This is a genomic window from Gilliamella sp. ESL0441 (genome assembly GCF_019469185.1).
Lineage (GTDB): Bacteria > Pseudomonadota > Gammaproteobacteria > Enterobacterales > Orbaceae > Gilliamella.
In genome coordinates this window covers 843,605-858,874 of the sequence record NZ_CP048264.1, presented here as the reverse complement: position 1 = coordinate 858,874, position 15,270 = coordinate 843,605, and the positions used below count along the sequence as shown (strand labels likewise).

General features: G+C 33.1%; 11 protein-coding genes. 3 read left to right on the top strand and 8 right to left on the bottom strand.

The genetic code is table 11. From position 1 onward, the window contains the following. Positions 1–99: 99 nt before the first annotated feature. The 5 genes from pmrA to GYM75_RS03760 form a co-directional block, all read right to left on the bottom strand. Positions 100–765 carry a two-component system response regulator PmrA gene (gene pmrA / locus GYM75_RS03780; RefSeq protein ID WP_220216838.1) on the bottom strand — a complete coding sequence of 222 codons (666 nt, stop codon included), beginning with the start codon at positions 763–765 and terminating at the stop codon, positions 100–102. A gap of 126 nt (positions 766–891) precedes the next feature. Beyond that, complete coding sequence (locus tag GYM75_RS03775; protein ID WP_220216837.1) at positions 892–1,434, bottom strand: phosphatase PAP2 family protein; 543 nt, start codon at positions 1,432–1,434, stop codon at positions 892–894. A 137-nt stretch (positions 1,435–1,571) separates the two neighbouring features. Next, positions 1,572–2,264 carry an amino acid ABC transporter permease gene (locus GYM75_RS03770; protein WP_220216836.1) on the bottom strand — a complete coding sequence of 231 codons (693 nt, stop codon included), beginning with the start codon at positions 2,262–2,264 and terminating at the stop codon, positions 1,572–1,574. A 6-nt stretch (positions 2,265–2,270) separates the two neighbouring features. Then, positions 2,271–2,996 (bottom strand): amino acid ABC transporter permease, encoded by a 726-nt coding sequence (locus GYM75_RS03765; RefSeq protein WP_220216835.1) that lies wholly within the window; start codon positions 2,994–2,996, stop codon positions 2,271–2,273. A gap of 4 nt (positions 2,997–3,000) precedes the next feature. Next, positions 3,001–3,828, bottom strand: coding sequence for an ABC transporter substrate-binding protein (locus GYM75_RS03760; protein WP_220216834.1), 828 nt, complete (start codon positions 3,826–3,828; stop codon positions 3,001–3,003). Between the two features lie 376 nt (positions 3,829–4,204). Here GYM75_RS03760 and GYM75_RS03755 point away from each other — a divergent pair, with 376 nt between their 5' ends. The 3 genes from GYM75_RS03755 to GYM75_RS03745 all read left to right on the top strand — a co-directional run bounded on the left by GYM75_RS03755 (position 4,205) and on the right by GYM75_RS03745 (position 6,758). Continuing rightward, positions 4,205–4,801, top strand: a complete 597-nt coding sequence (locus GYM75_RS03755; RefSeq protein WP_220216833.1) for an imm11 family protein — start codon at positions 4,205–4,207, stop codon at positions 4,799–4,801. 535 nt (positions 4,802–5,336) lie between these two features. Further along, positions 5,337–5,927 (top strand): imm11 family protein, encoded by a 591-nt coding sequence (locus GYM75_RS03750; protein WP_220216832.1) that lies wholly within the window; start codon positions 5,337–5,339, stop codon positions 5,925–5,927. A 285-nt stretch (positions 5,928–6,212) separates the two neighbouring features. Beyond that, a complete protein-coding gene (locus tag GYM75_RS03745; protein WP_220216831.1) occupies positions 6,213–6,758 on the top strand; it encodes an imm11 family protein in 546 nt (181 codons plus the stop codon). A 327-nt stretch (positions 6,759–7,085) separates the two neighbouring features. Here GYM75_RS03745 and ndk read toward each other — a convergent pair whose 3' ends face one another. From ndk to GYM75_RS03730, 3 genes are all read right to left on the bottom strand, one after another. Further along, complete coding sequence (gene ndk / locus GYM75_RS03740; protein ID WP_220216830.1) at positions 7,086–7,520, bottom strand: nucleoside-diphosphate kinase; 435 nt, start codon at positions 7,518–7,520, stop codon at positions 7,086–7,088. A 15-nt stretch (positions 7,521–7,535) separates the two neighbouring features. Next, positions 7,536–9,839, bottom strand: a complete 2,304-nt coding sequence (pbpC, locus tag GYM75_RS03735) for a penicillin-binding protein 1C (protein WP_220216829.1) — start codon at positions 9,837–9,839, stop codon at positions 7,536–7,538. A gap of 134 nt (positions 9,840–9,973) precedes the next feature. Beyond that, complete coding sequence (locus GYM75_RS03730) at positions 9,974–15,172, bottom strand: alpha-2-macroglobulin (protein WP_220216828.1); 5,199 nt, start codon at positions 15,170–15,172, stop codon at positions 9,974–9,976. Positions 15,173–15,270 lie beyond the last annotated feature (98 nt).

Here is a 15,270-nt window from a genome sequence, read left to right as displayed (position 1 = left end):
GATAGCACCCAAAGTAAAAAAAAGGTTCCATCGAATACTATGACGTATATTGCTAAGTGATTTACTGATCATAATTTTTAAATTGCAATAATAAAAGGGTTATTTATGTCCATCACTCAATTGATAGCCATATCCACGGACTGTTTTAATAAAGTTTTTTCCTAATTTATTACGTAATCCATGTATATAAACTTCAAGTACATTGGAACTTGGATCACTTTGCCAATCATACAAATCATGCTGTAATAAATCACGGTGGACTTTTTCGCCAGCCTTCAACATTAGACGAGACAAAACGATGAATTCTTTAGGCGTTAAGATCACTTCTTGTTGATTGAGCATTACATTTTTTTGTTTGATATCAATCGTAATTGCACCATAACTTATATGATTATCCGCCGTGCCTTGATTACGGCGAATTAATGCTCTTATCCTTGCTAATAATTCGGTTAAAGCAAATGGTTTAATTAAATAATCATCAGCGCCAAGATCTAAACCTTCCACTTTATCTTCTATCGTATCTCTTGCTGTCAAAATCAGAACAGGTGTATCAATTTGGTTCTTACGCCAGCGAGTTAGAAGATCCAAACCGTCACAATCAGGTAAACCTAAGTCCAGAATAATCAGGCTAAATTGACCGAACTGTAAATGTTCTTCAGCTTGCTTGCCATTAGAGGCAAGTTCACAAACATACCCATTTGAAGTTATGCCATCAAAAAGCCCTTTTTGTAATAGACTATCATCTTCTACAATAAGTATTTTCATTAAGGTTTATCCTATTGACAATCTCATGATTCTAACCAATGGTTAGTTTTTATTATACGCTTTGATTTTTATAACAAACACATTTTAAGTGTAATTTTATTTTTTAGGTTAAGACGAAATTTAAAACTATTTATATGCAGATTTTTTAAAAAATATAATCCAAATCTTTTTTACAATAAAAGCTGATAATCCACTGATGATAAATCCAATAACAATATCAAGAGGCCAATGAATGCCTAAATAGATACGGCTCCAACAAATAAGAATCGCAATACCAGTAAACAATAGTATTAATTTTTTGTATTTATGTTGATAATTAAACAAGACCGAAAAGCAAATTGCCCCTATAAATACTGCATGTTGACTGGGTAAAGAGCTATTTTTTTCATGATGCAAATAATTAGTACCGATTTCTAGAGCAAAAGGGCGTGGAGAATAAAATAAATGTCGAATAACAAACGTTATCAACAAGGCAAGCAACAATGTCATAAAGACTTTAATAATCAAGGTTCTAGATAACGGTTTGGTAAACCAATAGACGACAAGAACAATAATAGGTAGATAAATGAGATAATTAGCACAAAAAATAGCAAAATAAATAAAGGACTTCGATGCATGTTCAGATGCGTTAATTAATAAAAAAAGTTTTGTATTAATATCATGCCACATGAAATGTTTAGCTAAATTAATTATTCATTCTTTCAATTTAAATAAACTACCTTAAAAAAACCTTAATGTTAGAATCTTTCACAATAATAGTATCTCAACTGTAATAAAAATGATTAATAAGTAAAGGTATGCCGTTACTAATTCTTCTGAATTGATTTTGATATATGAACTTTAGTTATATTTGAAATCGATATATCCAGTACAAAACAAATCATAAAATAGATCAATATAACAAATAGAAAAATCTCAGTGGGGTAAACCATACTTCGATTATTAATTTGTGTTGCAACAAAAGTGAACTCAGCAACCCCAACGATATAAGCTAACGAAGTATCTTTAATTAGTGAAACCCATTGATTAATAAACGACGGCAACATCATTTTTAATGCTTGTGGTAAAATAATATAGATAATGACTTGCGCTTTATTCAGTCCCAATGAATAAGCGGCTTGCCACTGATCTTTAGCAATTGCGATCATACCTGCATAAACCGAATGACCAATATAAGCAGCTCCAATTAATGATAAAGCAAAGATCACGGTCGCAATAGCTGGCACATCAATATTAAAAATCACAGGCAATAAAAAATAAGTCCAAAAAATTAACATGATGACTGGGATTGCTCGCAAAAAAGCAAGAAGCGTGATGAGTAACCAACGCACTACACCTTTCAGCACGGTTAAACCAATACCGGCTAAGATGCCTAAAATGGTTGAAAAAATAATTGCAATAACACTCATTAATAATGTCAAAAATATGCCACCAGGAAAGTTACCCCACATCAGGTAACCCAGATTATTCCAAATAACAGCAAATCCCGTAAGATCCATAACTGACTATCCTTTGCTTATTTGCAATCGACTTGCTTGATAAATATTACCTAGCGTTCCAACTATCGCAATGGCTAAAATATATAACACTGTTGCAATAGCAAAATCTTGAAACGTCTTTAATGATTCCGTTTCGACTTGACGAGAAACATAGGAAAGCTCAAGCACACCGATAGCCATGGTTAATGATGAATTTTTGATAATATTCATATATTGCCCAATTAATGGCGTAAAAGCGATGCGCACACTTTGTGGTAAAATGATAAACCGCATACTTTGCCACCACGTTAACCCCAATGCTAAAGACGCTTGTTGTTGTCCCTTCGACACGCCTAAAATACCAGCACGAAACTCTTCAGCAATAAAAGCACTGGAATAAAAAGTTAAAGCTATTAGACCAATAATAAACTCAAAAGAAGGCATTTTTAACGTTAAAAAAAAGAGGTTAATTTGGGGCTCATCAAATAACCACACTTTAAATTCAACAGGCAACAAATTACCGACACCAAAATACCAAAAAAACAGTTGCGGTAATAAAGGCGAATAACGAAAAATAGCATTGTAGGTTGTTACTACTCCTTGGATGATTTTGACATGGCTTTGTTGAGCAATGACTAACAAAAAACCCAGTACGGTTGACAATATTATGGTTAATAACGAAATCGCAAGCGTCACTAAAAAACCGTCCCACAACCACCACAAATATCGTGGTTCAAGTAATTGCTCAAACATCTATTTATTGACCTTTACCGATTTTAAAATCACCACGTGGCATTGCTGACGTCGTTTCGGGTCCAAACCAACGATTATAAATCGTCACCGCTTCACCGTCTGTTTCAAGATTTAACAAGATTTTATCCACTTTATCTTTTAGACGAGTTTCGCCTTTAGGAATGCCAACCGCTTGATATTCTTGCGTAATACTAAAGGGTGAAATTTCAAAAATAGCACGTTGCTCTTCTGGCACATTGGCAAGTAAACCAATTAATTTAGCATCATCTTGCGTAATAGCTTGCACTACCCCATTACGTAATGCTGCAAACGCAAACGGGGTATCATCATACGAAATTACTTTAGCGGTAGGATATTTCTCACGTAGAGTGATTTCCATTACTGTACCTTTATCGGCGCCTATACGAAGATTTTTTAAATCATCCGGCGATTTTAATACCCCTTTTTTTGCCACAAATTTTTGTCCTGTAGCAAAGTAAGGCACGCTAAAATCGACCGCTTTGGCACGCTCCTCTGTTACGGTAAAATTAGCCACAATTAAATCGGCTTTTTGTGAAGTTAATAATGGTATACGATTGGCAGGATTAGTCGGTACAAGTTCGACTTTTACCTTTAAAGCTCTACCGATTTCATTAGCATAATCCACATCTAACCCGACAATATTATGCGTTTTTTCATCAACAAATCCAAAGGGTGGATTACTATCAAATACCGCAATTTTAATTACCCCTTTTTTTTCGATATCATCAAGACGATCAGCATAAGCCGAACTTGAGACCAATAATGAGCCGATTAGTGCAGCTGCCGACAGTGACTTAGTTAAAAATTTCATTGTTATTATCCCCCTTTGGACTTTATATGGATTTAAGTTTATCAATAAAGAATCGAAGGGAATAAATAACAATTATTTAGATGCTTATAACTTAAAGTTATATTAAAAACGTCTTATAAGTCTTATAAGTAGTAAGCAACAAATTATCTGAATTTATAGCGCATTTCTATTTACAGTCACTTGGACGGATTTGATACTCAAAAAAGTAAATGTGGTTATTGAGACCCACCCCCCTCAGCCAAATAAAAGATTTGAAAAAAGCTATTTAATTTAATATAAATTAATTTACAAATATGATTTTTTTGAAAATCAGACTGAATGTTATAATAATAAAAACAAACTGATAAAAATTAAATATATATAAGGAATATGAAACATGAATAGTACAAATGACGAGTTTGAATATTACATTATTGACCGAGCAGGAGATAAAGCATATCCATTAATCGGTCCTCAAGATGACTCCAGGCACACTATGATGTATACTCTAAGCAAAACAAGAATTGAAAATCCTGAATTAACTCATTTTAAATTTTGTGATCCCATTCCCAAAAAACCTGTAATTGGCGATTATTTTCCTTCACCTGAAAGTATTGTTTCAAGTAAAATAGCTGATGTTTTAAACAGTATGCACATTACAGGAATACAGCTCATACCGGCAGAAATCGAGACCAATACTGGAGACATTTTAAAAGATTATTTTTATATACATATCTATAATCATCTAAAAGCTGTCGATAGAGAAAAATCTGAATATACAGAAGATGATTACGATCCAGATCTATTACTTTGGATTGAGAGTTTAGAACTTGACAAAAATGTGTTAAAAAATGTTCCATTAGTTGAACGATTAGTATTTAAACTTTATGAAGATTCATCTATACATCTTTACCATAAGACCGTTGTTGATGCTATTATGGCGGTTAACCCTGAAGGAGTTTCATTTACAAAAGTGGAAGATTGGTATTTTTAATTTTAGTGAAGATTTGAAGATATTAATCCGACTGAAATAAATAGGATAAAAATATCCATGAATTGATTTTTATCTGAATGATGAAATTTAGTTAAAAAATAAACTTCATTACCATTACAAAAAGAGCAGGATAAATTCTTGCTCTTTGCCGAAGAAAAATTTCATTGTTATTATCCGCCTTTGGACTTTATATGAATTTAAGTTTATCAATAAAGAATCGAGGGGGAATAAATAACGATTATTTAGATGGTTATAAATTAAAGTTAGATTTAAAATATCTTATAAGTCTTATAAGTAGTAAGCAACAAATTATCTGAATTTATAGAACACTTCTATTTACACTCACCCAGACGGATTTGATACTCAAAAAAGTAAATGTGGTTATTGAGATCCACCCCCTCAGCCAAATAAAAGATTTGGAATAAGCTATTTAATTTAATCTAAACCAATTTACTAATATAATTTTTGAAAATCAGACTGAATGTTAAAGTAATAAAAACAAACTGATAAAAATTAGATATAAGGAATATGAAACATGAATAGTACAAATGACGAGTTTGAATATTATATTATTGATCGAGCAGGTGATAAAGCCTATCCTTTAATTATGTGTGATCCTGATTCGGAACATACGGAAGAATATCTATATGATTACGAAAATGAAAAAATTACCAAACCGAAAGTGATGGAATTTACATTTAGTGAACCCTATTTTGCCAGCCCAGTCATTGGTGATTATTTTTCCCAACCTGAATCAGTAATCTCAGATAAGTTAAAAAAAATATTGTCTTCACTCAATATATTTGGAATTCAACTAATTCCAGCTATGATTACAAGTAATAAAGGTGATATTTTTAAGGATTACTTTTATATACATATTTATAATATTATTAATGCAATGGATAAACTAAACTCTAAATTCGACGAAGGGGATGATTGCTATTTTATCGATAAATTTAAGCTTGATGAAAATATTTTAAAAAATATTCCGTTAGAAGAAAGATTAATTTTTAAATTAGGAGAAGATCACACAATAATGCTTTATCACCGATCTATAGTTGAAGCATTAATGACTGTTAAACCAACTGGTTTAAAATTTATTAAAGTAGAAGATTGGCATATTTAAGCCATTACTGAGCCAAATATTAGCCTATCATTTAGCGCAATTTAAACAGTTATATGACTAACAAATAGCGTTCATGAATATATCAACAGAGAGCATTTAGAAGGAGCGTAAATCCAATCTCCTATCTATTTTGTTATTCAAAGCTTTGGAAAACATAATAGATAGGTAAAATAATTACAAAAATAAACGCTTCAGAAAACATACTTCATGCTACTATTTTAACCAACAATCAGCAAATCTATTTTATCCCCCAAAAAAATACAACCCGTTGAAGAGAAATAAAACATGGAAAATTATTATTTTATACAGAGAAAATCAGACCAAGCCTATCCATTGATTCGTATAACCGATCGTGATGATCGCTTAAACCCCACTTTAATAAATTTAGAATTTAATGGAACGATACCCTCTCAGCCCGTTATGTCTGATTTTTTGTCTGGTCCAGAGATTTTTATTACTGATAAAATTGCCAATGTCATTAAAAGCTTTAAGCCTAAAGGGATTAAAATTATTGACACTGAATTAACAACCCCACAAGGTAAAATCATTAAAGACTATTTTTGTCTACTTTCTGACAATATAATCGAGGCTTTAGATAAAGATAAATCCGATTATGAAAAGCCTAGAATGACATATTTTATAAAAAAACTCATTTTGGACAGAAAAATTTTAAGTGAAATTCCTTTGGAACAAAGATTAGTTTTTCTATTAAGAGAATCGCTTCATATCGTTTTTCATGAAACATTAGCCAAAGCCATCATGGCGGTAAACCCTACCGGTATGGAATTTATTAATATTGAAACAGACGGAAAACCGTTAGAAGTAAATTGATATTGTTGACCATAGTCATAATCAAACCTAGTTTAGATTAGAATAAAATCAATCAATTATAATTACTTTTATGTGTGGAGCAGGAATAAATGCTGCTCCTTGAGAAAAATAACTAATTATTTAGCGAAGAGAAAAGAATGAAGCTTTTTGTGCCCGCTAATTAGAGATCTTTTTATCAGCTACAACACCGCGTAGACGTTCAAATCAACTGTTCACAAAAATCTACCAACTATTATTTAAATGGGTCAGTAATAAATTTTTTTTGGATTTCGTCAATGTCATATTTTTTATTTAAAGTTATGCTAGTATTTTCGTAATTTTTTATGTTTATTTGTTTTCACCACCAAAGATCTCACTATCTACAAAAAAATAAGCGATTTCTCTTTCAGCAGAAGTTAGAGAATCCGATCCATGTACAGCGTTTTCCGTTACACTATCAGAAAAATCTGCTCGTAAAGTACCGGCATTAGCTTTAGATAGATCCGTTGGTCCCATAAGATCACGGTAACGTTTGATAGCATTTTCACCTTCTAATACCTGCACGACAATTGGACCAGAAATCATAAATTTAATCAAATTGTCAAAAAAAGATTTCCCTTTATGCTCTGCATAAAAACCTTCAGCTTGCTCTCTCGTTAATTTAAGCATTTTCAAAGCAACAATATCAAGTTTTGCTTGTGAAATTCTGGTTTCAATCACACCAATGACATGTTTTCTAACTGCATTGGGTTTAATCATTGAGAGTGTTCTTTCAATAGCCATATTTAGATTTTCCTACTAATCAGATATAAATTTAATTCGTGATATCTGCCCACTTTCATCTATCAAAAGCAAACGATGAGTACCTTTTCTAGCAATAGTTAGTGACACTTTTTCATCATCTATTGACTGTGCAACCAGTTCTCCATCTAGAAACCACCATTTTTCACCCGCTCCACCTTCTGCTGATAAATCTATTGAAAGTTGACTTTGTCCTGGTACAGATTTAACTAGCTGTCTATCACGTAATCCGACAATCATTAATGAAGAAAAAATATCTCTACCAATTATAGGACAATTTTTATCAATTGCTGGTATGAGTGCTTGTCTTTGCTCATTTGGCAATAACCAGTTTTCAAGTGCAATTGGCCAGAGTACAATCTGCTTTTTCTGTGCACCGTTACAATCGGCCGCCACACGTTTACCATCCTCATTCACCCAAAGATTGATCCAGCCAGAATGATACATATTATTATTAAGTTCAGTCAATGTTCCAATTGTTGGTGGAACCATATGATTTAATATCCATGCATTTTTTTGACGATGGCAGTTAACATCATTATCGGGTAATACTTGTCCGGATGGCCAACATATTTTTTCCGAAGTGACAGAGTCAGGTTTAACTGAAACAGGTAACGAACGATTTAATCGGTATTCCCTATTTAATAATAATGAATCAACTTGTTGTAAAATTGGCGTTGCCGAAATAGAGCCATATTGACCGGCTACAGGGGTTCCATCAGGACGACCAACCCATACGCCGATTAAATAACGCGGATTAATACCAATTGCCCATGCATCCCGATATCCATAACTTGTACCGGTTTTATAATAAAGCATATTATTTCTGACTAACATATGTTTGGTGATCCATGCACTTCCTTCTGAAATAAACGGTTTATTGACTACAGGATCACTTTGTGTAAAACGTAACGGACTAACTTTCCCCTGTCGGGCAAAAGCACTATAAGCGCTGACTAAGTTATCTAATCTTAATGAAGCTCCACCTAAAATATAAGAGATATTAGGCGTATTATTAATTGATTTTAAAGATAATCCAACACCAGCAAGTTTACCCGCAAATCGTTTAGGACCATAAAGTTCGATTAACTGTACTGCCGGTAAATTTAAAGACTTACTCAAAGCCTCTGAAGCACTTACTGGGCCTTGAAAATCTTCATTAAAATTTGTAGGTCGGTAGTCTGAATGGATACGAGGAACATCTTGCAATAAAGATTCAGAATGGATCATACCCTCATCAATAGCAAATGCATAAATAAATGGTTTCAAGGTTGATCCCGGTGATCGAAGTGCACTAATCATATCTATCTGACCAAAGCGATCTTTATCATTAAAATCGGCTGAACCTATATATGCTTTAACTTTCATATCGGTATGGTCCACAACTAATATAGCCAATGATGATTTTGGTGGTAATTGATTTTTACGGTTGATTGCCATATCTTCAAGATTGTATTGAAGAATTGAATCAATGGTTGAATGAATAATAGTATCATTAGGATATTGTCGTTTTAAACGATACGATAATAATGGTGCTAGCTGTGGTGTTTTACGGGGATAAACCCATACTTCTTCTTGCCTAACTTGCTCTATCAAGTCCTTTGACCAAACATTATATTCGGACAGACGATTTAAAACTTTATCTCGAGCTAACTTTGCACGCTCAGGATATTTATCTGGTCGCAATCGACTCGGTGCTTGCGGTAATACCGCTAACAAAACCGCTTCACTTCGGGTTAACTCACTTGGTTGTTTGCCAAAATATGTCCAACTTGCAGCACCTATACCTTCAATTGTCCCGCCATAGGGTGCATGATTAATATATAAGGTTAAAATTTCTTTTTTACTATAATGCAATTCAAGCTGTAGAGTACGAAAAATTTGGTTCAATTTACCAAGTATAGTTCGATCATGTGGATAAAGTAATCTTGCCACTTGCATCGATATAGTACTTCCGCCAGAAATAATTCTATCATTACAAATATTTTGCCAAGCAGCACGAAGCAAAGAAACAGGATTTATACCAACATGTTCATAGAAATAACGGTCTTCATAATTGATCAATACATCTAAATAAAAATCAGGAACCTCTTCTAAATTAACTGAATAACGCCAAATACCATTTTCATCAGCAAAACGCCATAAAGGTGTTTCATCTTCAGCGACAATAGTTTGTGTAGTTTTATTTTTTGATATTGATACAGGAAATAAAAAGTCAGCGATAAAAAAAACACTTAACAAAGTAAATATGACAATTAATAACCAAATAAGTAATTTTACAAGGCGTTTTTTTATCTTCATCAAAAACAGTCTATTATTGGAGTTAACAAATATTTTTTATCATAAAAACACCGCCAATCAAAATTGGCGGATGTTTTATTATCATTTCAGTTTAAAAAAATGAGTTATTCAAACTTAAAATAATTATGCATTCTTTATTTAGGTTGTGAAATAGCCATCATATCAAGCGAACGACCAATTGCGAATAGTTCCGGTCGATACATAGATTCTACATAAGGCTGAGGAACTACATAGTTACCTGGAGTAACAGCCCTTACTAAGTACCCAACTCGTTTATGCGATTGATAATACTTACCTATATCAACGGCAGTAACATACCTGTCATCACGATATTCTTGATATTTAACATCGCCACTATTTTCATTGCTCAGTAGCTTAACTAAAGCTGGATAAGTATCTAAATTAATACTACTTCCAGTTAGATTTTGATTTTCTAATTCTAACCCGGCAGGTAAGAAATCAACAATTAAACCATCCTGAATTCTTTCTTTTGATTTTATATCTAACATGACAAACATTACGGTACCTACGTCAATCTTTGATGGCGTAATACTTTTTCCATTTAAGTCGTAATAACTTCGACTAATTGTTAAGTCATTTTGCTCTGGAGTTGGTGCTGGTGGTGTTTTAGCATAACCTGACACGGTCATGTTAATGTAAAGTGGCATATCATTTTGAGGATTTGAAATAGTTAATCCATGCTTAATATCCTCAAAGTCATAGGATTGTTTTAAAGATGTATTGGCAGACTTCACTTTATCATTAATAGAAACTTTGAATTTTTTCTTACTTTTATGTTGTTCTAATGACCAACCAGCAATAAATAGAGCATTTAATTCTTGAGTTGAAAAGTAACGCTTATTACTTAAAGAATCAGATAAACTAAATAAATAATCAGGTTGTAAATTAATTCCAATATCATTTTCTAATAATAATGCTAACACTAAAGCTTCATCACGAATATCACTTCCATAATCATAATACCACCCATTCTGATTATCATAGATAGTGTTATCAACTTCTTCCATTAAGTTTTGATAGAGTTCCTTATTACCTATTAGCTTAGCGGTTAATGCTAACTGTGCAATAGGCAGAGGCGATAACGCTATATTTTCATTCATGATTTGTCGAGATAAACTATAAATTTCATTACGCATAGCAGACGTAATTTTATTTTGTTTAGCCAGTATCATCAGTGCATAAGCTTTTATAGTCAATTTACTATAGGCTATCATTTTTGAATCACGATAATAAACTTCCATATTATTAAAGGATGAAGAATCATAGATATACTGACCTATTCGCGTCATAGCTGAATTGAGTGCCGAATCACTCACTTGATACCCTCGTTCTTTAGCTTGCAATAAAAAGTCAGTGGCATAAACAGTCAGCCAATATTCTTCATTACTTTCACTATTCCAAAGACCAAAACTACCATTATTTCGTTGCATCGATAAAATTCGAGAAATTCCTAATTGAATCTTTTGACGACGGTTTTCGTCAGATTCGGTTTCAATCCCTAATGCAGCAAGTTGTTCACTATTAGCATACAAAGATGGAAATAAACCACTTGTTGTTTGTTCTAAACAACCATAAGGGTACGCAAATAATTCTTTGATATATTGCGCAATATTCAGCGGTGGTTGATTAGAAATAATTAATTTAGCACCAACAGTATTGCCAATTAAATTATCCATATCTTTAGAAGAAAACTGCCAACTTTCGCCACCATTTATGGCAAAGCTATAATTCATATCTGTTGCAGAATAAGCTGGTCTTACGCCTAATTTCCATGAACGATTAATTTCATAATTTGGATTATCATTTAATTTAATACCTTTGATACTGACATTTATCGTTCCTTGTCCATAGCCATAATCAGCAATGACAGGGATTTGAAGTATTTTTTTCTGTTTGCTATCAAGTTTGAGATTTGTAGCGTTAGACGAATTTTGATGAACTAATCCTGTCGTCTTGACTTCTACCTGCATTGTTTGAGACAAATCAGTTAAATTATGAATATCTAATGCTAATACCGCCTGATCGCCTCCCGATAAGAATCGTGGCATTGACAATTCGGTCACTACAGGAGAAGCAACCGTCATAATTTGTTCAGCTTTACCGAAACGATTGTCATCCCAAGCTTGAGCCATCAAACGTAATTCACCGTTAAAATTAGGCAACGCTAATTCAACAATCCCCTCCCCATCTTTATTTAATTGAATGGTTTTAAGCTGTTGAGCAACAATTTGCACTTCGGTTAATGGTTTTTTACCACCAGAGATAATTGCATCACCACCGAAAGTCATATTGATTGTTCGTCCTGTTGCCTCAATCAACTTGCCATACACATCATATTGATCCACGTTATATCGTTTTCGTCCTAAAAATGCGGTGTATGGATCAGGTGTTTTAAAATCAGTTATATTCAAAACGCCTGAGTCTACAGCAGATACTAATACTGTGACTTTCTGGCCTTTATTAACTGCTTGTTTATCCATTTTGATTTTTATCGGAACGATTTTTTCTGGTTCGGTTACCTTAGGTGCATCAATCGTCAAATTTAATTGACGATTAGAAGTATCGATTGGTAAATAAAGTAAACCAACAGCTCTTTTAACAGTTTGTACTGCTGTATCAGTTGATGGACGAATAATCATTGCGTTAATATAAATATCATGTCTAGCCCAATTTTTAATTGGTATTTCGACTTCTAGACCCTCTTCGCCTAAGGTAATTTCTTTTTTCCATAACGTGCCATCATTTGTTTCAAGCGATATATATCCTGAACCTGCAACTGGGGCTTGAACATGAACTTTAGCTGTATCACCATAAGCATAAGATGTTTTATCAATACTTAATTTAACTTGATCTGGACGTACTGAGTTCGTACCGCGGGTGTTATCTTCCCAATCATAACCAACCCAAAAGCGCAGACTACTGATAATGTTTGTTTTTGGATCAATAATTTCAACTCGATAAGATCCATAATCATCTGGCTGGAAGCGAACAGTGGCGGTACTATTTTCACCAATGGTTAATTTATTTTCTGAAACGACAAATTCTTTTTCATTAACAATTTCACGCCAACCATCGTCGTCAGACCAAGACCAATAATAGTCATTACGTTCACGAACGACACGAGCTTTTAAGTTATTGGTAGCTAATTTCTTACCAAGCATATTAATATAAGCTACTTCAAATTCAGCTATTTCGCCTACATCTACAGTTGGACGATTATCATACTTATCAGTTTTCCAATCATAATAGGGGGATTCACTAAATAGTACTCTTAAAATAGGCATCTGTTCAGCAGGCCAAATATCTTGAGTTGCATAACGCGTCACGGGTCTACCACCTGAATCGAGTAAGCTAGCTTGCATAACCACTCTAACCGGCATTTTTATCCTCGACCATTTATTTGAATCAAGTTTGATTTGATTAAGACCACTATTATCTAGCGTATTATCAATGGTTTCTAGCTCTTTATAAACGTTTTTATCTGTGATAGATCCAATTTTATAATCGTCAAATCCTTTAATCGAATCCAATTTTTTTAGATATACTTGACCAGTTAATTTATTACCTGATGCTGGTGCACCATATAAATAGCGACCTTTAATATCGAATTCTATATCATTACCAATCAACATTGGATGGTCAGATGGAGCCGTAATTTCCATTGCCATTCGTTCAGGCAAGAACTCTTCCACACCAAAATAAGAAAAACGATAATTATCATCACCTAAATTAAAACGAAGTGCCCATTTACCTGTAGCCGCATCACTCGGAATAGTAAGATGAAATTGATATAAACCGTGAGAGTCAGATTGACGTTTCAAATTATATGTTCCAGTCGATTTACCATCAGGAGAAAGAACATCAACGATAATCGGTTGATCCGGTAACATTTGTCCATCCGCATCTCGTAGTAATGCATTAAAGTAAATGGTTTCATTAGGACGATATAAATCACGAGGTCCAAAAACAAATAATTGTTTTGAATAAAACGTTGAACCAGACAGGTTAAATTCAGTTAAATTCAATGCATTACGATCGATATTGACAAATGAAGTTTGGTTTCCATCATTGGCTATTAATAAAGAATAATGATCACCTTCCGATATAGTTAATTCAGCAAAACCTTCGTTATCTGTTTGAGTTGATAGGGTTAGGCAATGTTTATTATCCGCGGTTGTATTTTTAGCACAAAGTAATGATAAATTTATGTTTGGTAATGGTTTACCATCATCTAACGCATGCGTCATAACCATCAATTTACCATTTTGATAAGCATGAATAGCGACACCCACATTACTTATTGAAAACAAACTGGCTGGGTTTTCATAGGGATATTTACCTGCTTCATTCATTACCGCTAGATAAACACCTTCCTTATTAAGTTCTGAAATTGCGGATAAGTTCAATAACAAAGTTTCTTGAGCATTAGGTTTAGGATTTAAATCAAAACGAGACGAATAAACCAAATCCATATAAGGGCTAATTTCAGAAGAACGCCAATTAGGTAAAAAATTAATAAACCCAACATTAGTAATAAATTCAGATAATTTTTCTGGTTTGATTCTAAAAAAGTTAACATCGACTTTATTTACGTTTAATGTATTAACGGGTATTCCACTCATAGATTTACTAGGCAATAATAACCCCGTACTTGCAAATCCGATAAAAGGTTGGCGGTTTTGGGTGGTCAACTCCGTTTGATAAACAGCTGATAACTGGCTATCATTAATTGCCGATAACATTTTATCAATAGTCAACGTTAACTTACGATTTGGCTCAAGAAATCGATGCCTTAACTCTAATCCATTATCTGAAAGTTCCCATGCTCCATCTACATTACCTTTTTCTTTATCAACAAGCCTAAGTAGATTAGAGAAATTGAGTTTAGGATTAAGTGGAACAGAAAAAGTAATGACTAAAGTACTGGAGCCATCAAGCATTACTTCTGAGCTATCGAGAACCGTTAAATGTTTATTTTTATACTTCTCTTTTAACTCCGGTGTTACCGTAAAAACACTATTTGATTGATTTTTATGTGCTGATTTAGCTTCAGTGGATTTTTTTTCAACGGATTGAGCTGATGTTTGACTATTTTGATTTGAACTAGTTCCTAATGGTTTTTCTTCAACTAATTGAGCAGTTGGTTGACTATTTTGATTTAAGCTACTTTCTAATGATTTTTCTTCAACTGATTGAGTTGTTGTTTGAATTTCTTTATTTTCATTAGCAAGTGAAGTCGGTTGATTGCTATTATCGCAACCAATTAAAAACAAAATTAAGCTCAGCACGCTTAACTCTTTAATAAAGCTCATTATTTTCCACCTATTATCTATTCCAAATATGACATTATCAACATTATTCGATTATCTATATTATGCACTCCCTTAAAACGTTTGGCAAAAGTTGTTTT